The organism is Actinoplanes derwentensis (assembly GCF_900104725.1).
In the GTDB taxonomy this organism is placed as follows: domain Bacteria; phylum Actinomycetota; class Actinomycetes; order Mycobacteriales; family Micromonosporaceae; genus Actinoplanes; species Actinoplanes derwentensis.
On the sequence record NZ_LT629758.1, the window covers coordinates 6,025,122 to 6,047,486 of the forward strand.

Here is a 22,365-nt window from a genome sequence, read left to right on the forward strand (position 1 = left end):
CTCATCCCGCCGGCGTGGCCTAGCTCCTGTCCAGCGCCGGAGCGGGTCCGAGGTGGAACAACGCGGCGAGATCGGCCCGGTCCGGCCGGTCGGCAGCGATGAGGTCCAGCAGGCTGCGGGCCTCGACCGTGTCGTCTCCCGGCCGGCCCGGCGCGGCCGCCGGTGGGTGGTGGTCCGCACCGGCGGCCCGCAGCGCCGACAGCAGGCTCAGCTGGGCCTGCAGCACGCCGAGGTGCACCACCGAGCCGGGAATCGTCGCGCGCAGCACACCGTCACCGACCGTGACCTCACCGCGTGGCGGGCGGGCGCCGGTGCCGGCGTCCGTGGCGAGCATCCCGGCCAGCGTCGTCTCGTAGGTGCCGAGCAGACCGTGCAGGCCGGACCGGCCGGCACCGAGCGTCGCGTCCACGGTGACATGGGTGATCTCGGCGACGCGGGCGGCGCGGACCGCCGTCCGCAGATCCGTCCAGGTCTCACGGGAGTCGCCGGTCAACCGCAGGGTGACCGAGTCACCGGTGGGCGCGACCGTCACGGCGTCCGGCTGGGCCAGGCGGGCGGTGAGCGCTGCGGCGTCGATCCCGGCCGGGCCGGTGTGCAGGGTCACGGTCAGCGCCTGACCGGGCTCCCGGCCGAGGCCGGGCAGGGCGTTCACGACGCGGTACGGCACCGGGTCGTCGCCCGCTTCGAGGCGCCGCTGAACCGTGGCCCGGACCGCGCCGAAGCTCTCCGGCCCGCGAACGTACCCGTCGGCCGGCCACTGGGTCTCCACCGCGATCTCCCGAGCCACCTCGGGGGTGTCCCGGCCGGAATCCGACGGCTGATCCGATGTCTCGTCGGGCTCGGCCAGAACGGCCAGCTCGCTTTCGAGGAGCGTCCGGATCGGCCCGACCGCGTCGGCCAGCACCGAGTGGCTCGCCGCGATCGCGGCCATCAACACCGGCCAGTCACTGAACAACACGGCGGGCAGTTCCCGGCGCAGTTCGGCGATGGTCTCCGACGCGGTCTCCGGCCGTCCGCCGGTGTGGTGGTTGAGGGCGACCATCACCATGGCGTCGCCGACCTCGGTCGTCTCGGAGTCCTCGGTGACCACACCGCCCATGATGTCCAGCAACAGATCGGGCAGGTCCGCCCCGGGCTGGTCGAGCAGCCCGACCAGGCGGGTACGGCGCCGCTGCGGATCGGTCTCCTGGAGGTAGCGCAACGCGTCGTCACTGCCGGTGCGGACCAGAAGCTGCCAAGCGGACAGCACCGCCCGCACCAGCCGGTTCTCGGGATCCACTTCGGATCGTTCTTTCATCAGGTCGTACACCTGATGGGCGAGGGGATGTCCGCCAGCGGCCAGGAACGGCTGGAACGCTCGCCAGGTCGCCCGGTCGAGGGGCGCGGCCAGCCACGTCTCCAACTCGGGGGCGGCCAGTTGCAGCGCGAGTTTGGAGAGGCTCTCGGCCACGTCGTTCCGGGCCTCGCTCCAGCGGCGCAGCCGGCCCAGCCAGCGGGAGCGGGCGATATCCGGCAGGTTGGGCACCGCCAAGCTGAGGACCAGGTCCGCGTCCGAGTCCCGGCTGGCGGACGCCAGCTGGGCCGCGGCGAGGACGTGGAGATTCGCCTGCTCGGCCGGACTACCGGGCCGGACCGCGTCGGTCACCAGCTTGAGCGGTTCGAGACGCAACGGTCCGAGCCGGTCCGCGATGGCGTTCAGCCGCGCCACGCGTACGTCCGGCTCGGTGTCCTGAAGGTAGTCCAGGACGGATCGGTCCTCGTGGCCGGCGGCGAGCGACAGCAGACCGACCACCACCTGGTTCCGGTCGGCACCCGCAGCCGGCGGCTGCCGGGTCTGCAGGTAACGGGCGAGCGTACCGACGATCTGTTGCCCCTCGGTGCGGAACAGCTCACTCAACGGCGACCAGCGTTCGGCGGCGACGGCCCAGGACGAACTGTCGGCCACCGCGTCCAGCCAGGGCAGGAGTTGCCGGGCCGCCAACTGTCCGAGGGTGCTCGCCAGGACGGTGTCACCCCGGTGCTGTTCCACCGACGCGATCCGGATCAGGTGAGAGCCCCACTCCCCCGCCAGCGCTGCCGACAGGTGCGGCATCGACTGCTGGACATGGACCACCCCGTCGAGCTCGCCGCCGCCGATCGTCAGTTCGGTCGCCTCGATCATCGCGAGGGTGCCCTGGTCCGCGGTGGCGAGCGTGGCGTCGAACTCCGGCAACGGCTCGTCACGCAGCAGCACCGGCTCGGCGGCCGCCTCGCGGTAGAGGTCGCCGGAGAGTGCGACCAGACGCTCGAAGTTCTCCCGGGCACGGGCCGGAGAAGCGAACTTCTCGCCGTACGACCGGATCTCCAGCACGCCGACCGGAACCTTGAGATGGCCGTTGTTGGTGTCGAGCTTGGCGAACTCACTCATCCCGCCGAAGACCTGGACCTGGTTGATCAGTTTCCCGCTCAGTGTGGATTTGAGGAAGTCCTCCACACTGAGGCGACCGGCCAGGTGAGCCGTGTACCACGGCTTCGCCGGGTCCCACTGCAGAATGTCCGACGGGACGATCGACACGTTCTCGGTGAGCCGCTCCTCGTAGTCCGGGTTGCGGGTGTCGTGGAACTCGGCGAACCGCTCGAAGATCTGCGGCGTCCGGGCGCCGATCTGGACCCGGACCCACCAGGGCAACTCGGCGTAGTAGAGGAACATGGCCTCGCGGGCGAGGACGGCGTTCTGCCGCTTCAGCATGTTGTTCGAGTCGGCCAACCCGGCGGCTATGGCGGCCGTGTGCGAGTAGACCAGGGCCATGAACCCGCCGATCGCAGTCTCCACCCGCGCGGACGGCCGGTATCCGAGCGCGGCGAGACCGATCATGACCTCGTCCGCGGCGAGGCGGCCGAAGTCGATGGCGTCGTCGAGCCGTTCCCGGACCGGTACCCCGGTGCTCGCGTCCCGCCAGGTGTGCTGCTCGACGTGCCGCAGCGCGGTCAGCAGCTTCTCGACCGGGAAGCCGACGGAGTAGTGCCAGTGCCACTGGCTGGTCTCACCCGCGGGAGTGGGCCCGATCAGGGCGCCCTCGGCGGTGCCGGGGGCCATCGTGAGCCCGTCGGAGGCGAGAACCGACTCCAGCTCTTGGTCGGGCAGTCCCGGCACGCCACCCTCGCGGGTGTTCAGCGCGTTGAAGCGCTCGTCCAGTCCATCGATCTCGCGCCACATGAACGCGGTGTCCTCGACCCGGCCGACCTCGTCCGGGAAGGTCTTGACGACCGCGGTGACGATCTCGGGCAGCGCGACGTGGCGGGCCGTCTCGTCGGTGCCGTCCAGCCGGTAGCGGACGGGCGCGTCCGGGTCGGTGGGGTCGGTGGACTCCGTGTAGACCCCTCGGGTCTCGACCTCGACGTGGAAGGACCCGTCACCAGCGGTGGCGAGCACGTCCAGACGAAGATCCTCGACGTCCTCGACGTCCTCGTAGATGTCCCGGCGCAGCTCGATCGGCATCAGGCGTTCGCCTTCGAGACCCGCGCCCTCGAACGGGCCGCCCAGCGATCTGTCCACGACGGACCGGGCGGTGGAGCCGGACTGGGTCTCCGGGCCCGGCCGCGGTGCGCGGACCAGGTGGTCGGCGCCGATGGTCAGCGCCCGGGCCTCGGCCGGGGCCTCCAGCAGTTCCGGCCGCTCGGCACGGGTGAACGCGTTGTCGCCGTCCGCACGGGTCGGGTCCGACCAGCGGACCACGCCGTCCGCGTCGTGGTAGGCGAGGTACACGTGCCCGATCGACCGGCCGGGACGGCGCAACAACACCACCGTGGCCGCCCCACGACCTGCGTCGATCAGGTTCCGCTCGACGTCGTACCAGGTACTCACCGGCGCCCAGTCCCGGCGGTCCGCCAGCCACGATTCAGCCGTCCGTTCCAGGTCGGCGTCGTCGCGGGTGCGGCCCACCCGGGAGGCGAGGCCGATCGGGTCGCCGCCCAGCAGCCGGGACGTCAGGTCGCGCGCCAGGGTGAGGCAGGTGGCCAGGGTGAGCAGTCCGGCGTCGCGGGCAGCCCGGCCCTGAGCGGAGACGGCCCGGACCTCGCGGGCGAACTCCGCCTCGCCGAGCGCGGGACGGCCGGCCGGCAGCTCCGGCGCCGACGGCAGGCCCCGGTCAGCGGCGCCGGCCAGGTCCAGGCCGGTGGGATTGAACGCCTGTGCAGCGGAGGCGGGATCCGGGACGACGCCCGAGGTCGGCACGAACCGCACCACGAACTCGCCCGGCGGCACCCCCGCGGGCTCACCGACCTGACCGTCCCAATACAACACCCGGCCGTCCTCGCCGGTGAACACGTTGAACGCGTGCGCCAACTCACCACCCGGCCAGTTGATCACCACGATGCCAGTCGAACCCGCAGAAGCCTCCCCCATCGCGGCCGTGACCGCGTCGATCCCCGCCACCGTCCGCAACTCGGCACCGGCATAGAAACCCAACGTGTCCACCTCGACCGGAACCACCGACTCCGGCGCCTCGAACCGCTCACCCCGCCCCTCGGCCCGGCGCTTCGCCATGTCCGTCACGATCGCCGCGAACACACAGTTCACCACCGAACCACTCGGGTTGATCCGCCTACCCGTCAACAACCCGAGCTCAGCCCGCTCCGCCGCCGTGAACTCCCACACCCGGCCCGCCCGAACCCACCCCACCCGATCCTCCGGCAACGCACCCGCCCTGCCACCCCTCACCGGCAGAATCGCATCCGGATCGTTCGGGTCCTGCGACTTCGTCGTCGGACGCTTCCGCGGGCCACCACTTCCGCTGCCGGACGATCCGCTGTTCGGCTGCAGCGCGCCGGTGGTGCGCCCGGTGTCCAGGGCCAGGATCTGCGCGGGCAACGGCGCGGTTCGCGACCCCGCGGTCAGCGAGAACGGCGTGGTCGGCTTCGGGGCCGGCCGGGTGGCGTCGATGGAGTTGTCCAGGAGCACGACCGCCTGGGCGACGTTGTCCGCCTGGACCGTTCCCGCCAGGCGGCCGTTGCGGTAGATCGAGTAGGTGCCCTCGGTGGCGAGCGCCTCGTTGGCGGCCGCCGGGGTGAAACTGCGTACCCGGCCCTGGTCGTCGACGGCCATGATGTCGCCGACCACCACCGGCCCGGTACGCCCGGTGGAGAGTTCCTCGGCGAAGGTCCGGTTCACGCCACCCTGCACGATGAGGCCGGTGTCGCGGGAGACCCCCGCCTCGTCGAGCCCGTCACGGATCCGCGAGGCGGTCTCACCACCCAGCGTGGACCGCCCACCGATGGTGAGGCCGCGGCCGAACAGCCCGATCCAGTCACCGGTCTTCGGCTCGGCCACGACGAACGCGGCCTGCTCGGCGCTGTCGCCCTCGCTGGGCAGGTGGAAACCGGCGGTTACCTCCTTACCGAGCTCGATGACGGTCCGCGGCACCCGGCTCTCCACGGTGGTGGCCATCAGCCGGGTCTCGGTGTGCAGGGTGGAGGCGGGAGGGGGATCACCGACCCGGCTCGGCCGCCCGACCATCGATCCGCCGACACCGGTCAGGTCGGTGGCCCGCTGCATCAGCTCGCTGATCCCGTGCCGGGCGTTGTTCCAGATGTCGGCGGCGCCGGTCGCCAGCGCCGCGACGGCACTCGGCGCCTTGCCGGTGACCTGGATCAGCGCCTCACGGCGGCGGAGCACCACCGGATGCGTACGGTCGTGGTCGGTGCTCGCCTTGTCCGGCGCGAAACGCTGTGCCTGCCGGTCCGAGAAGCGCAGCAGGGTGCCGGTGCCCCGGGCCTCGGAGCCGATGAACGAGACGCCGAACATGGTGAGGTTGACGAACCGCTGGTTGCCGGGCGCCGCACCGAACTGCGGGTGCGCCACCGCGTACCCGCTGTCGGGGTTCGATGTTCCGCCGGACTGCACCTGCCGCCGCCGGTCCGCGTCTCCCGCCCGGCCGTCCGGCCTGGTGTTCAGCGAGACCGTCGGGAACACCGACGCGACGACACGCTGCTCGATCTGGTGGGAGCCGGTCAGGACGGTGCCGACGATCGGGAAGTACTCGAAGACCGAGTTGGTGTTCTCGCCTGGCTGGAACGAGACCGGGCCGCCGGCGCTCTCATGCTCGTCGACGACGATCTGCCAGGGCCCGGCGGCGATCACCTTGGCGCTGAGCGTCCCCTCCAGCCCCAGAACCAGGGAGGAGTTCAGGAACGTCTGCTCGGCGCCGCCCTCGTGCATCACCGACCAGAGGTTGGCACCGCCGATCTCGCCGTCGAAGAACCCGTCCAGCTCCGCCGGATCGAAGCCGGGCAGCACCTCCCGGGCGAGTTGCGCCAGTCGCGGCGTGTCGACGACGAAGCTGATCCGCATCCGCGGGTCGAAGCCGTTGCTCGGTGCGTACGCCTGGATTTCGGCGAGGGTGATCGGATTCGCGTCCTCGCCGGTGACGCGCGCCCGGCCGCTGTCCGTGCCGGCGGCCGACGTGGTGTCGATCTGCACGCCGTGCAGGGCGGCCCGGTTCACCGCGGGCGTCGCGTCCGTCGCGCCCTTGATGACGGTGGCAGCGCGCGGCAGGCCCGGCCCGTTCTCGATCAGGCGCTCCGGGGAGCCGTCCGAGGCCATGAACTCCAGCAGTACGTCGGCCGGGATCCACTGCAACCCCGGGCCGGCGCCGAAGAGATGGTTCCAGGCCCGGCCGGCCAGGCCCACCCCGAGGGGCATGAAGTACCCGGCCAGCCACTCCTTCATCGGTGTGACGGTCTTGTGGACCGCCAGTTCGATCGGCACGTACATCCGGGCCAGTCCACCGCCGGACTTGGTGACGAACCGCGAGTCCTGCCGGTCGCGCTGGTCCTGCGAGTCGGTCCGCTGGCGGGTCACGTCGACAGTGGCCACGCCACCCACGAGCCGTACCAGTTCGGCCGGCTCGGCGCGCGTGTTGACCGGGCCGCCGAACCGGGCGCCGTGCATGGCCGCGTCCCGTACTCCCCGGCCGGCCGAAGCCTGCGACATGCCGTGCATCTCCATGTCGGACTCCGCCGCCGGAAGGCCGTACTGGCGCAGCGGATCCGGGCCGTTATGCCGCGGGCGGGCCACGATCGTCGTCTCCACGACCACGAGGCCGCCGTGCGCCTTCGCCTTGACCCGACTCTGGCCCACCACCACGGGCTCGTTCGTAGTGCCGGAATGGAAGTACCGGCGGATGTCGGCGTTCAGCCCGATGGCGTCGCCGATCACCCCGGCCCGCTCGTGCTGGCCGGGCACGTTGCTGATGGCGCCGACGTCGGTCAGGCCGTTGATCCCGCCATCCGCTGTGCCGAGCAGCTGTCCCAGCAGTGACCGGTCGGCCGGGGTCTGCACGTCCAGGATCGACGCGTCGCCCAGACCGAGACGCTGGCTGATCCGGCGCGGCGGGTAGACCGCGTTCGCTGGCGGTGTGTCGTCGGGCAGCCGCGGGGGCAGCAGGGTGATCGCGTGGTCGACCTGGGTCCGGACCGCGGCCGGCAGGCCGGCGATGAAGGCGTCCGGCGTGCCGAGCCCGGTGGCCGGCCAGGTGTCCCGCAGGTCCCGCCAGATGTTCGCCATGTCGTAGACGCTGACCAGCACCGTGAGGGCCTCGGGCACGTGGAGCGCGGCACTGGTCGAGACCGCGGGCTTGACGGTCTCCATCCACTGCTCGACCGTCTCCCGCCACCCGTCACCGAGGAGCGCGACCAGCGCGTTCTCCCCGAGGTACGACCGCAGCGCGTTGAGCAGATGCCGGGAGGCGCTGACCATGGTGCCGACCATGACGAGATCGATGGCGATCGTGTGCACCGGGGCGCCGTAGTTGTTGATCCGGTAGTCGGTGCCGGCGGTGGTCCGGGAGGTGGTCTTCCGCTGGCGGACGTTCTGCCGGTACCCCGGCCCCAGCGAGCCGTACGGGGTGGCGAGCGTCAGGTTGACGCTGCCGTCACGGGCTACCTCCCGGCTGTGAATGATGCCACTGAAGCCGGTCTCGGGGGTGCCGCCCTCGACGTATCCGTCGGGGGCGCTCTTGCCCGGCAGCAGTGGCACGTATCGCGGGACGTCCGCGACGTACGCCTGCAGCTCGTGCCGGCCCTCGACGTCGGCGACCATGCCGGGCTGGAATGCCTGCTCGGACGAGTGCACACCCCGCAGCGCCGGCTGAATGCCGATCAGCATCCGTTCCTCGCTGGTGAACACCCGCCGGGTCTGCCCGGACACGGTCGCCGGTGAGCCGAGGCTGTGCCCGACCGTGCGGCTCCACCGGCCCAGGCCGACCGCCCCGAACACCTTCGCCATCGTGGACTCGGGCACCGTGGCGAGCCACGCCGTGACGAACGTGTCGAACTGCCGGGCGGCGAGGCTCTGGTACATCGCGTTCAGCTCGGTCAGGCCGCGGACGCCGGAGACCCCGGAGAGCAGGGGCAACCGGGGCCCGTTGGTGAGCAGGTTCCGGTGTGTGGCGTCGACCGGGACCGGGGCGGCCACGGGCGGGCGGGCCGGTTCCACGGCTGCGCGCACGTTCGCGTCCGGCACCCAGACCTCGATGGTCGCCCGGTGGTCCAGGCCGCCGGTGTCGTTGTGGAACACCGCGACCGGGTGGGTGCCACCCTCGTCGTACGCCTCGGCCCGCAGGTTGAAGTCCATGTCGAACTTGTGCATGGACTGGGCCTGCTCGGTGTCGAGCACGATTCCCCGGCCGATCGTCCGGCCGGATGTCGCAGTGGTGGAGTTCTCCCAGGTCTTGCCGAAGACGGTGCCGTTGATTCCCATGTTGGACAGCAGCGGCGCCCACTGCTTCAGCCAGTTCCGCAGCGGCAGGCTGACGTTGGCGTCGAAGGCGAAGCGCTGGCTGCGGAACATGGACCGGAACGAGTCGAGCCGGAAGAACGTGTCGATGGTCATGTTCATGCCCAGCTCGGGTGTCTCACCCCGGTAGGCGTAAGCCGGTGTCCGGTCGCGCGGGATGAAATACCTGATCCAGGCGGTGCTGGTGCCGCCTTTCACGGTGACCTTCTCGTACGGTACCCACAGCCCCGGGCCGCGCAGAGCGCCGAACAGGCCGGCGCGGTGGGCCGGGGAGGCCGACTCCAGGAGCCGCCGGAAGTTGCGGAGCTGGTCCCCGTCCGGCTTCCCCTTGGCCAGGTAGCCGCGGCGTCGCAGGTACCGATCGACACGCTCGTCGAGGCGGGACGGGGTGGCGGGGACGACGGCGGTACCGGCGCGGGACGCACCGAGCTCGAAGTTCCGGAACACGGCCAGGCCCGGCCCGTCCCCGTCGAGGACGCCCCGCGGCAGATGAAGCGCGTTGCCGGCACCGGTCAGCGTGTACGGCAGGTACCGGATCCGGCCGTCGGCGCGCCATGTGTGGCTGGGCGGGTTGCCCCGCACGTTGCCGGCGCCGGTGAGCAGTTCGACCGTCCAGTCGAGGTGTACGTCGGCGACGTGGGCCTTCTTGATCCCCTTCGGCGCGTTCGGGTCGGGGTCCTTGCCGGACCGGAAGCCACGGCCGACGAACGAGTTGGCGCCGGTGTTGTGCCCGTCCGTCACACCGGCACCGAGACCACCGGTCAGGGAGCCGCCGAACGCCGTGAACGTGCCGGCTTTCACGGTGTCCTCGAACTTGGCCGGCACGAACGTGGCACCGGCGCTCGCCGGTAGGTCGGCGGCCTGCCGGAGGGTGACCGAGCCGCGGTCGGCCATCTGCGTCTCGTCCAGGAACTCCAGCGAGTTGTTGGCGGACCGGGTGACGACCCGGTTGCCGGGGTCGTCGATGACACGTGCCTTCAGCCGGAGTACGCCGATGTACTTGCCGTCGCGGTCGTAGAGCGGATCCGAGATCGCGCCGGCCAGGAACTGCCGGGCGAACGCGGTCTGATCGCCGGCATGCCGGGTGAACTCCTGGACGACCCGCTGCGACGCGTCATTGAGGATCACCGACGGGTACCGCCGCTCCTGGCGCAACTGCTGGGGCGTGACCCCGTGGCGCCCGGCGGACCGGGCGTGCCGGCCGGTGCCGCCGGCCCGGCTCGCCGGGTTCCTGCCGCGCGACCTCCGGATCATCCCGGGTAGCGCCGCCAGCACGTGGCGGGTCAGGGATCCCGGGTCGCGCAGTCCATCCAGCGAGATCGGGTACGTCTCCAGCGTCGCCTGGTCCGGCACCCTCGTGTCGGTCGGCGGGTCGGGTTTCGCCAGGTGCTCGGGGAAGTAGAGGGTCACGTTCTCGGTGGTGGTCCCCGGCGGGGCGGCCGTCTCGACGACGTCGGCCCATTCGTCGTCGTCGCGAGGGGCCGGGCCGGTGACGGCGGCCGGTGGGCCCACCACCGTGGGCAGTGCGCCGGCCGGCACGGCCTCGACCGACCACACCTCGCGGTAGTCGTGCTGGTAGCCCGGTTCCCGCAGCCGTTCGATCAGGGCGCTGCCGACGCCGACCTCGGCGCTGGACATCCGGGTCTGCCGGTTGTGGGTCAGCCGCGGGTTCGCCGTGAAGCTGAACACCCGCCAGATCCAGTCCGGTCCCAGGCCACGGAGGTACTGGATCGGCAGGGACAGGTCGCGGAAGTTGAAGTTGCTGTGGCTGACGGTGGTGGAGACGTCCCCGAAGCGGCGCCTCTCGCCCTGGCTGACCGGCGGGGGCGGTGCGGAGGGCTTCAGCTCCGGCTTGTCGAGGCGTTCGAGTTTGACCCGGAAGATCAGGTCGATCGCGTTACGGCCCCGGCCGACCCGGTACATGCCGCCGCTGGGCCCGACCGCGGACTGCCGGACCTTGAAAAGGGCCTCCGGCGTGGCGATCCGATCGATGTCGTCGGTGACCACCTGGTCCTGTGTCCAGAACGTCAGCGAGCGTGCGGCGTCGTAGGCGAGCCCGCGGATCCGGGCCGCGCCCTCCTCGGTGATCAGGCCACCGGAGCTGCCGGCGAGAAGGCTGTGCGTGCCCTCGAGCCGGCCGGGGTCACCGAAGACTGTCAGGTCCCGCGGTTCGTCCGACAGCTCCCGCCACTCGGCCAGCACCTCCCGGGTGTCCGCGGCGCTCTGCACGGCGTCCTCGTGTGCCTGCTTGGCAAGCGCGGCGGCACGGGTCAGCGCCTGGTGGACGCTGGTGAGCCGCTGCGCGGTGGGCAGTGCGGCATCGTCGGCGAGCAGCCCGTCTCGGCGTACGACCTCGTCGTCCAGCCGTGTGGTGGCGTTCCGGAGCTGGTCCGCCCGGAGCTGGTGCTCGTCGCGGGCGTCGGCCAGTTTCGCCCGGGGCCCGCCGGGCTCGTCGAGGGCGTCACGCAGCTTCGTGATCCCGTCGTTCGCTGTCTTCAGGTCCTTCTCGGTGTCGCTGATGAGCCGGCCGGCTTCGCCCTTGGCCTTGGCGGCGCTCTTCTCCTCGCGTTCCTGTTCGGTCACCAGGTCGGGTAGCTCGGTGACCCGTGGCTGCAACCCGCCGCGCTCGGTCCGGAGGGTGTCGCGCCGCATGCGGTCCTGCTGGTCGGCGGGCTGCTGCCGCTCGATGCCGTCCAGTTCCTCGCCGATGGCCTTCAGGCGTTCGGTGATCCGCTCCTGCTCCGCCTTGAGGGTGCGCAGCGTGTCGGCGGCGGTGGTCTGTGCCTGTGCGGCGGCTTGCTGGTCGCGCCGGGCCTGGTCCAGCGTCTCGGTCAGCGTGTCTCGTTTCGCCTCGGCCGTGACGATCTCGTCCTCGGCCTCGGTCAGGTCGTCCTGGGCGGTCCGCACCTTGGCATCGGCGCCGTCCAGCGAGTCCTGGGCGTCGGTCACGTCCTGCTGATACGTCGTGACGTTCTGCTGCGCCGCGGTCAGGTCGTCACGGATCCGCTGGACAGCGTCCATCCGGGCCTCGTGACTGCGCACCAGCGTGCCCTGGACGGCAGCCGTCCGCTGGGCTTCGGTGACGGCCGGGTCGAGCAATCTGTGCAGCAGCTCGCGGGCCCCGGCGATCCGGCTGGCGATCTCGGTACTGGTGTACCGCTCACGGCCGTCCGGGGACGGCACGGTCGACGGCGCCGGAGGATCGATCCCGGCAGCCGGCGCAGGTGTGACTCCGCGGGGCGTCACCCCGAAGAGCGCGCCGATCGCTGGTAGACCGGCGTCCTGCCCCAGGAAGCGCAACTGGTCGAGGACCATGTCGTAGGACCACATCGCCGCCGCCAGCTCAGCGCCCGCGGCCCCGAGGTCCAACCGGGGCAGGTCCCGCTCCAGCTGGGTGAGCCGCCCCTCGAAGCCTCGCACCGCCGCGTCGGCGGCGGCCCGGTCCGCCGCCCGGTCGGCGGGCGTGGCGGCCAGCGCCGCCGTCATACCGGCATTGATGGCGTCGTAGTTGGACCGGGCCGTCCCCACCGCGGTGCGCACGGCAGCCAGGGTCCGGGGCACCAGATGCCCCACGTCCTGGGGCTGGCGGTCCCAGACGATGTCGGTGAGCGCGAGGACCCGCAGGTCGTTCGGGCCCGCGACCTTGCCGGTGGCGATGTCGTGGGCCTGGCGGAAGGCGTTCCAGGCGGTGCCCTTGAAGACGTCCAGGTCGAGGATCTTCGCCCGCGCGTCGACGCCACTGAGGTGACTCGGCCGGATCGTCCAGCCCGCGTCCGTCAGGGTCTGGAACATGCCGTCGTCGCCGTACAGCTGCACCGCACTGTCGAGCTGGGTCGGCCGGCGCACCCGGAGGACCCGGCCGTTGCCGTCCACCTGCGCGCGGATCAGGTACGGCCGGTCATTGACCCGCGCCCGATAGACACCGAACCCCGGTACCAGCAAGTCGTCCCGGAGCCGCTCGCCGCTGTCGACGATGAACTGGACGAAGTCGTAAGCCTTGTCCTCTCCGGTGCGCAGGCCCATCGCCTTCGCCGCCCGGTGCAAGATTCGGCGGGGTGTGTGATCGGCCGCGGTCCACTTGGCCTTCTTGGCCACCTCGCTGAAGTGCCGCACGTCGCTGGGTGACAGCGCCGCGACCGCCCACCGCTCCCCGCCGCCGGCCGGCGTCGTGGGAGTGAGCCGATAGACGGTGCCGCCGGTGTCCGGGTTGACGATCTCGAACTCGCCCTGGTCGTTGCGCCGGCCCGACACCTGCCGGGTCCGGCCGCCCTCCATCACCTCGGTGGCGACCTCAAGCGCACTACCGTCCATAGTCGTGGGCCGCCACGCGGCGTCGTTGCTGGTCCAGGGCTGGGTGAGCGTGGTCTCGCCGGGCCCGCCGGCGCCGGGAGCGACCACCCAGCCGGCCGCTTCCAACCGCTTCCGGGCGATCTCGTTCGTGACCGAACGCTCCTGGCGATAGTCACGCGCGCCGATACCACCCTTGTTGATCCATTCCATCCGGTAGTGCTTCTCGCGAATGACCTGAGCCTTCTCGTTGATCACGCTCATCGACTGGAAGTAGGGCTTTTCGCTGTGCGCGGTGGTGAAGAACGTGTTCAGGTCGAGGGCACCGGGTACCTCCGAGTGGTTCTCCAGCAGCGAGGTGGATACGTAGTCGTCCGACTCTCGGGTGCGGGCGTCGAAGGTTCCGCGTGGGGTGCCGTCCGGGCCGAAGATCTCGAAACCCGTGTACCCACGTGGGGCGTCACCGACCGGTTCCCTGGCCACCACGAAGGAGCCGTCGGGCCCCACCGCCACGGTGTACGGCGGCAACCGGTGGCCGGGCAGCGTACCGGCCGGCGCGCCCGTCTCCAGCTGCGTGACCATGTTCACCTGCAGATCCGGCACTCGCACACCCGGCGACGCGAGCAGCCGACTGACCAGGTCGGGTGCGGAGGGCATGATCGCCGCCAGCACCTCGGAGTCCCGGTTCAGCCCGAGGTGGTCGGCGATCCGCCCGCGGGCGATCTCGTAGCCGCCGATCGCGCTCAGCATCGCCGCGCGTGCCTGGCCCGGGTCCCGGCCGGAGATCGGCGTGTCGGGCAGGTGGTCCATCGCGGCCGTGAAGACGTCCCACCGCTGGCGTGCCGCCGAGTCCGGGTGGTCCTCCAGCAGCGGCGCGACGCGCGCGTTGATGGCGGTCATCGCGGCGGGGAGCGCCCCCGCCATCCGCTGCAGGTCCGGTACCGAGTCGGGCACCGCCGCCAGCGCCAGCACGATCGGGTCGGGCGCCCGTTCGATCCCGAGCATCATGTTGACCTGCGGATTACGCAGCGGGTCGTCCGGTCCCGGGATGTCGTCGCCGGGACGGCCGGGCGGCAGGGGCTCGAGGGCGAGCTGTTCCGGGTCCTCCCCGCGGGCGGCCCGGTGCGCGGGAACCACCTTGGCGTTCTCCACGGCGGCCAGGTCGGTGAGCGCCAGAACCTCGGTGCCCAGTTCGTCCGACGTCCCCGGATGACGGGCGGCCTGGTCCCGGGAGGCGTCCGCGTCGGCGATCTGCCGGAGCACCGGGTCGGACTGGCGGACCGCGTTCTCGCTGGCCGCCGCGAGACCGATGAAGGCGGTACCGAGCACGACAGTGGCCCACGCCGACCGGCTGAGGCCGATCAGCGGGCCCGCGACGAGCACCGTGATCAGACCGACCAGGGCGGTGGGCAGGTGCGTGAAGTTCACCTGGTTCCAGCCGGACGTCTCGCTGAGCCGGCCCTCGTCCCGGCTGCGGCGATACTGGTCGATGGTGGCCGACGTCTGTCCGAAGAGGCTGCTCTGCACCGCCGGGAACTGGTCCGGGCCCGGCTCGGTGAGCTGACGGCCCGGCCTCGCGTGCGCGGCCGGATCCAGCAGATGATCGATCATGGCGATCATCTGGTCGATCCGGTAGCCGGTGTCCCACGTGGCGGCCAGTTCCCCGGCCCCCTGGTTGGTCACCATGGTCCGCCGCTCGCCGAAACCGTAGGCCGCGCCCCGTGTCAGCGTCGACGCGAGATTCACCCAGGCCAGCGGGATCGCGCTGTTCAGACGGTGGGCGAGCACGATCGACGGGAGCTGTGCGGCGCCGTCGCGCAGTGTCATCCGGACGGTGTTCTGCCACTCGGGGCCGGTGCTGCGGTGGACTCCCCGCTGCTGCGCGTCGAAGGTGGGGTCGTCCGGCCGGGTGAAGCCGAACGGCCGCCGCCGGCCCCGGGTCACCTCGGAGGTCCGGCTGACCACCTCGGTGGTGACCTGCGGGCGCATCTGCTCCAGCAGCCGCCGGACTTCTCGCAGATCACGATCAAGACCCGGAGACAGACCATCGCCGGTACGCCCGGCCAGCTCGAACAGGTGGTGATAGGCGCTCTTCACGAACTCGTTGCGCCGGGTGTCGGGCAGTTGATTCAGGTCGAAGCGGTACCGGGCGCGGGCCAACTTCGCGGGCCGGCCCTCGACCGCGTCGATCAGCGTCTGGATGAAGAGAGTGCTGATCACCTCCAGGCCGAGGCTCAGCGCGCCGTCCGCCCAGCGTCCCTTCATGCCGCCCAGCAGGAACATGCTGACGACGGCGGCCACCACGTTGGCGGGCACCCGCTTGGCCGCGTACCCCCATAGCTCCTGGGCCTGCCACTGCGCGTCGGTGTAGGGGCCGGTGGGGAACTCCCGGGTCGACTCCCAGAGCGGATCCGGGCGGTTCGGCGATCGCTTGCCGAGGTCGGTCGCGGTGTCCATCAGCGACTGGATGAACGTCTGGAAGCCGGTCTTGAGGACGCTGTTGACGACCAGGACCGGGTCCCGGCCGGCCATCCGGCCCGCGACCACCGTGGTGATGACCGACGGGACACCGGTCATCAGCCGGCGGACCAGCGGCGGCGCCAGCAGTCCGTCCGGGTAGACCGGCAGGTCCGGCAGGAAGCCGGGCCGGTCCCAGTTCACCTCGTCGTTCAGGCGGCGCTCCGCGTCCAGTCGCTGCGCCTCATCACCGAGAACCGGCGCGTGAACTTCCAGCAGTACCCGCAGCCGATCCTGGGCGGCGGTCCGTGCCGGCGCGTCGATCCGCGCCGAGGGCCGGATCCTGGACCACGGCTCGATCAGGGCACCGGCCCACTTCATCTGGTCGCCCCGGCGGTAGCCCCGCAACTGGGCGATCCGCAGCTCCCACCGGATGCCCTCGATGGCCGCCGACCGGTCCAGGCCGTCCGCACGGCGCCCGTCGGCATCGGGACGGCGGGCCAGCCAGGACGCGACCGCCCCGGAGAGTTGTGCCGCGATCCGGTCGCCGTCGGCACCCCGCCGGATCTGGATCTCCGCCCCGTCCGCGTCGTCGCGCAGCATGACCACGGTGTCGGGGTCCGTGCCCGGAGGAAGCGCGGCGACCAGGCGGATCGGTACCCGGCCGATGTCCGTGCCGAGCGGCGAGCTGCCCCGGCTGGTGCGCAGCCGCAGCTCGGGGCCGCCGGTCCGGCCGGTTCCCACCGAGGCCCCGCGCAGCCCGATCGGGACCAGCGGCAGGAACCGGGCGGCCCGGTCCGCCGCTTTGATCGTCTCCCTGGTCTCCTCGGGATCCGTAGTGGTGTCGCCGTCATCGCCGTCATCGTCGGAGAGGACCGCGAGATCGCCGTCGTTGTCGTTGTCGTCGACTACCGGGGTGATCTCCATGTCGCTGTCGTCGGGAGCGAGGCGGGACGGACCGCCCTCGTCGACCGAGGTGACCATGTTGACCCGGACGTCGTGCGAGCCCGGCCGGGCCGGGCCGTCGTTCCGCGGGATCGGCGACCGGCGTTCCTGGTCCGGCCGGACCAGGCTGTCCACCAGTTCGGCCGACGACGGCAGCAGCATCCGGAACAGGGCCGAGTCCGGATCCAGCCCGAGCTCGCCGGCGATGGTCAGGCGAGCGAAGTCGTACGCCGCGATCACGTTCTCGACGAAGGTGCGTGTCCCCTCCGGTCGCTGCGGGCCGGCCAGGTACACCACCAGGCCGTCCGCCGCATCGGTGAACGACTCCCAGGCCGCCCGAGCCGTCGAATCCGGCCCGGCGGGCAGGGTCGGCAGGATCCGGTCGCCCAGCCGTGCCGCCTCGTCCGGCAGCGCGCCGGCCAACCGCTGCAGGCCCGGCACGGACCCGAACGGCACCGCGGCCAGCCCTCTCCACACCGAGTCCGGCGAGGCCAGCTCGATCCCGGCGACCATCACGTCCGTGTAGTCGTCGCTCGGGCCGGCGAAGTACTCCCCCGGAACGTCCGTCTCGAGCGACAGTCCCTGGAAGGCGGCGAGGGGCATCGGGGTACTAGCCGGGGCCGGCCGGAACGAGGGAACCGGCGGTGTGCCGACCGGAGGCAGGAAACGGTCCCGGGACCGGGTGACGACGACATCGATGATCTCACCGGTGACCTGATCGAAGATCGGATCGTAGGTGTTCCAGTGCCCGTTGAGGTAGGTCAGCCGGCCCCGGCTGTCCTGGATCGGCCGGTCGTTCCGGTCGCGGCGGACGTCGAGGGAGACGATGGAACTGTTGTCCCGGAGAATCTGGACCTCACGCGACGGCGCCTTGACCCGCCGGCCGGTCAGCCACACGTACTTGGCGGGCCAGCTGGTGCGGGAGTCGGTCTCGGCACCGACCTCGCAGGAGGCGATGACGGTCTCCTGCAGCGGGTCCTCAGACCGCTCGTCGAAACCGGCCAGCGAGTACACCGACTCCGGGGGAATCGTCATGTTCTCGATGACGGGGCCGTCCGGGGTGCGGCGCGAGTACTCGGAGTAGGGCCCCTCCGAGGTGCCGTGCGAGAAGATGACATAGCGCCCGTCCTGCCACGGGAAGGCGTCCGCCGCCGCGCGGTACGCGTCCGGGCCCGGCCCGTCCCGTGTCACGGTCTCCGTCTCGGAGTCCGACTCCTCGTCCGACATCGGCGGTTCGTTGGTCAGCAGGAGCATGCCCGCGGTGATCGGCTCCGGAACCGGCCCCGTGGCGTCGGTGTGCACGGGGATGTAGCGAGCCGGCTCCCCACCATCCGGAGCGGAGCTGGACCCGGCGCCGGTGTTGTCGAAGGCACCGGTGTAGTCGTTGTCGTACTGCCCCGAACCGGCCAGGTCCAGGGCCGGATCGACCGCCGGTACCGGCACGGACGGCCCGGCCGGGCCCGGCCGGTCGCTGGACAGGCTCTTCGACGTGTCCACGAACCGCACCTGGGACGTCTCCGGCGGGACCATCGCGGGCTCACCGGTCTGCCCGTCCCAGAAGGTGACCCGGATCGTGCCGTCCGCGTCGTCATCGCGGAACACGTTGAACGCGTGCGCCAGCTCGCCGTCGGCCCCGTTGACGACCACGATGCCGGACGCGTCGGGCGGGGCGTCCCGCATGAACTGGATGATCGCGTCGAAACCGCCGACGGTCCGCAGCGGCTGCCCCGCGTACCAGGACAACACGCCCACCTCAGTGGCGACCGACGCCGGCGCCAGGTAGGTGCCCCGGCCCTTCGACTGCACACGCATGTCCGTCGCCAGCGAGGCGAAGACGCAGTTCAAAGTGGAGTTCTCCGGGTTGATCACCGACTTGCTCAGCCACGGCCGCCGGGTCAGCGTCTCCCCCGCGTCCCGCGCCCAGCCGACCGGCACCCACCTGCTGCGATCCGCCGGAACCGCACCCGCCACGTCGTCCCGGGCCAGCCCCGACGTGGCGTCCCGCGAAAGGGTCACGCCACCGTCTGCGCCGTCCCGGCTCTCCAGATCAACCGAGTCACCGTCAGCGTCCGCCGACTTCAACCCATCAGGACCGAGCCCATTGGGTACGGGCGCCGACCGCGCCGACACCGAAGCCGCAGCCGCTCCCGCAACCAGCAGCGGCACCACGACGACATCACCGTCGGTGATCTGCTCGTCATCCTGGTTCCGCGTGTCGTCCCGGTTCGGCGTGCTGTCGGTCCGCGACTCCGTAGACCGGGGCCGCACCGACGGATCCGCCACCGAAGTGGTGTCCTGACTGGTCACCTGCCGCACCGGTGCCCGGCCCGGATCGGTTTGGTGCGGCACTTCACGGAACTCGGCCCGCTGCTGCGCAGTCGGCCGACCGGATTCCGGCGCCGCCCCCTTGCCCTGCGAATCCGCCCTGCCCAGCGAATCCGCCTTGCCCAGCGAATCCGCCTTGCCCAGCGAGTCCGGTGACGCCGTTGTGGCCGGCGATTCCTCCAGGGTCTCCGAAGCGTCCTGCGAACGTTGCTCCGGAATCTCCGACTCCGGAAGCACCTGGTCGACCCGGTCAGGCTGATCGGTCTCCGACTGCGTGAACGTGCTCTGGGTCTCCGGCCCGGTCTCCTGCGACGGAGACGCCAGATCGTCGGCACCCGCCTTCGCATCCGACTGGCCGTCAGTCGCCAGTTGCCCCTGACCCTGCACGTTCGGCTGGCCCTGCACATTCGGCTGGGCCTGTGTGTTGGGCTGGGCCTGGCTGTTGACCTGGGTCTGCGTGACCGGCTGGGTCTGCGTGACTCCCGAGGATTCCGGCGCGGCGAGGGCACCGTCGACGGTCGCGTTCTGGACGTGCTGTGCACGATCCGGCAGCAGGTCCGGGCTGGCGATCTCGTCGCTCGCGCTCTCCGTTACGACACCCTTGTGCGGTTCGTCCGGCGTTCCCTGTGTCGTCTCGGCCGACGTGGAGTCCGGGGACTTACCGGACTCAGAGACAGTGGTGGAGACGGTCGGCGGAGTGCCCGTGCCGGTACCCCGAACCTGCGACTCCCCTTGGCGGCCGTCGGTCTTGCCGACGTCGGTGCGGTTCCCAGTATCGGTGCGGTTCCCGGCATCGGCTGTCCGGCCACTTTGATCGCCGCGCTGCGAGGTCTCGGCCGCGGGCGCCTGGAAGCCTCCACCGACGGTCGTGGACTGCCCCGACCGGCCACCGAAGCCCTCGGACTGCTCGCTGTCGGTACCGCCCCTCTCGTCGAAGTCGGAGTCGAAATCCGATTCGGAGTCGAAATCCACATCAGAATTGACGTGGTCCGACCGGTCGACCGCCGATTCCGCGTCAGATCCGAAAACGGTGTCCCCATCGGAGTCGAGGAATCCGGAGTCCCCCAGATCGGGAAATCCGGACGCGGTACCGACATCCAGGCCGTCGCCGGAGTCACCCACCACGGAATCGTCATCGCCGAATCCATCAAACCCGTCAGCCAGGTCCTCGGGATTGCCGAGATCACTGAGGTCACTGACATCGGAGTCCGTCTCGAAATCGGCCATGTTGCCGATATCAGAGACGTCACTGACGTCAGAACTACCATCATGGTAGGAATCGCCGTCGCCCCAGGTTCCCGACTCGACATCGATGTCAGCGCGAACATTCGTACCACCACCCACACCCCCGGCAGCACTCGAGTTCCCGCCCGAGTTCGCCCCACCAGCAGCAGCGTTGTTCGCCCCACCAGCCGCATTGTTCGTGCCACCACCGGTGGTGTTGTTCGTACCACCACCGGCGATATTGGTCGCCCCGCCACCGACTGCGGTGGTCGCGCCGCCGCCCACCGAGTTGGTCGTGCCTTCGCCGAGCGTGTCGTTCGCATCGCCGCCGAGAACGTCACTCTCCGACGTTTCCCCCCGGTCCGCGGAGAACGAGTTCTCAGATTCGCTGACACCATCCGTCTCGGTGGTGAACCCGTTGTCACCGGTTTCAGTAAAGGAGTCCCCGAACGCACCGTCGGCGGCACCCTCCGTCCCGGAACCACCTACTTCAGCATTCCCGAACGCGCTCTCGACATCAGCGATCGAGGCAAAACCGTTCCCGTTCGCCGTCGCATCACTGCCCCCGAAGGCATTGTCGAATGCCTCGGCCGCCGCCTTATCACTGCCGAACCCGTTCGCACCGGCATCTCCCCGGCCCTCACCACTCGCGCCCCGGCCCTCACCACTCGCGCCACGGCCCTCACCACTCGCGCCACGGCCTTCGCCGCTCGCGCCACGACCCTCACCACTCGCGCCACGACCTTCGCCGCTCGCGCCGCGGCCCTCACCGCTCGCGCCGCGGCCCTCACCGGTTGCGCCACGACCATCGGCGGTGTTGGCCCGGCCGTCCGCGCCGGTGCCCCGGCTGTTGCCCGCGCCGCCCTGCGCGTTGTTCGTCGCTCCGCCCAACGCGCCCGCTCCGGCCCCGAGCGCAGCCCCGGCGCCACCAGCCGCCGCGACCACGCCGGCCGCTGCCGCGCCGGAGCCCGTACCGAGACCGAGTTCCTCGTCGTCGAAGCGCCCGTCACCGTCGAAACCGAACGACTCGCCGGAGTCCGAATCGGAGTCGGAATCGCCCGCGACGGAATCCGCGACGGAGCCGCCGAGCAGGTGCTCCTCGTCCTCCTCCAGTTCCTCGGCGATCGTCTCGGTCTCCGCGGCGTCGTCGTCCCAGCCCTCCTCGGCATCGTCGGCACCGAGCAGCGACTCGTCATCGTCGCCGATCACCGTCGCGTCGTCATCCTCGCCGGTGCCGCCTTGGCCGCCGGTGCCGTCGCCGTCCTCGCCGTGGTCGCCGAAGTGGTCGCCGCCGCCGTCGGTGTCGCCGAGCGGGCGGAACGCCTCGTCGAACCCGTTCTTGCTCTCGATGTTGAGGTCGTCGAGGAACTGTTGCGGGCTGGCCGCGTTGTTCTCGTGCAGACCGCTGACGAACGCGCTGGTCGCCGTGCCCCAGCGGACGTCGATCGGCGCTCCGACGGCCAGCTGCCCGAGGATCTCGCCGGGGATCGCGGTCGCGGCCTGGCTGGCGCCCTTGCCGAAGATCGTTCCGCCCCGGAAGACCCAGTCGTTCTTGATGTAGACCGTGCCGTCGAGGTCTTTCCGGTCGATCTTCGCCCATCGCTTCGCGGCGGCGGCGATGGCGATCTCGGCACCGACGTTCGTGAGCGCGCCGACCGCGGCACCGATGGCGGCCTGGATCGCCGCCTTGCCGATCTTGTCCCAGTCGATACCCTCGCGGTAGTCCTTGTGGTCCTGGACGGCCTGGATGATCAGCATCAGCAACGGCTCTTCGGCCAGCTCCTGGGCGATCTCGACGAAGACCTGCCGCAGGATCGCGGTGATGATGGCCCGGAAGCCCGCCACCACGGCCGGGATCGCCAGCGCGCCGAAAAGCGAGGCGATCAGCCAGGCGAGCTGGATCGCGAGCAGCACCAGCTGGACCACGATCATGATCTTGGTTTCCTGGAGATCGGCGGCGCCGTTCTTCAGGTCCTTACGCATCTTGTCGACGCTGCCACGCAGCTCGTCGACATAGTTGATGAGCTGGTTGATCGAGTCGGTGACCCCGGTGGCGAACTGGCCGGTCATCACGTCCGGTACCGCAGTGCGCTGGAGTGCCAGAACCTCCTTCGCGGCATCGAGGGTGTCGCGCAGGTTCTCCCACTCGAAGGAGTGCTCGCGCATCCCGCTCTCGCTACCGGTCGGCCAGCGCTGGCCGATCGTGAACTCCAGGATGTCGTTGAGCCAGTCGGGGATCGGCGTGTCCACGGCAGAACGCTCCCGCTAAGCGGCGCACGCGGGCGCGACCAGGGCGCACCGCCGTGTTCCGGAGCCGTTCACCGCGGTGTCGTGACCGGCGTACTCGCTGGTCT

Annotated in this window: 1 protein-coding gene; it reads right to left on the reverse strand. The window is 71.0% G+C overall.

Translation table 11 applies throughout. From position 1 onward, the window contains the following. Window positions 1-19: 19 nt before the first annotated feature. Window positions 20-22,261, reverse strand: coding sequence for a toxin glutamine deamidase domain-containing protein (locus tag BLU81_RS26485; protein ID WP_092547160.1), 22,242 nt, complete (start codon window positions 22,259-22,261; stop codon window positions 20-22). Window positions 22,262-22,365 lie beyond the last annotated feature (104 nt).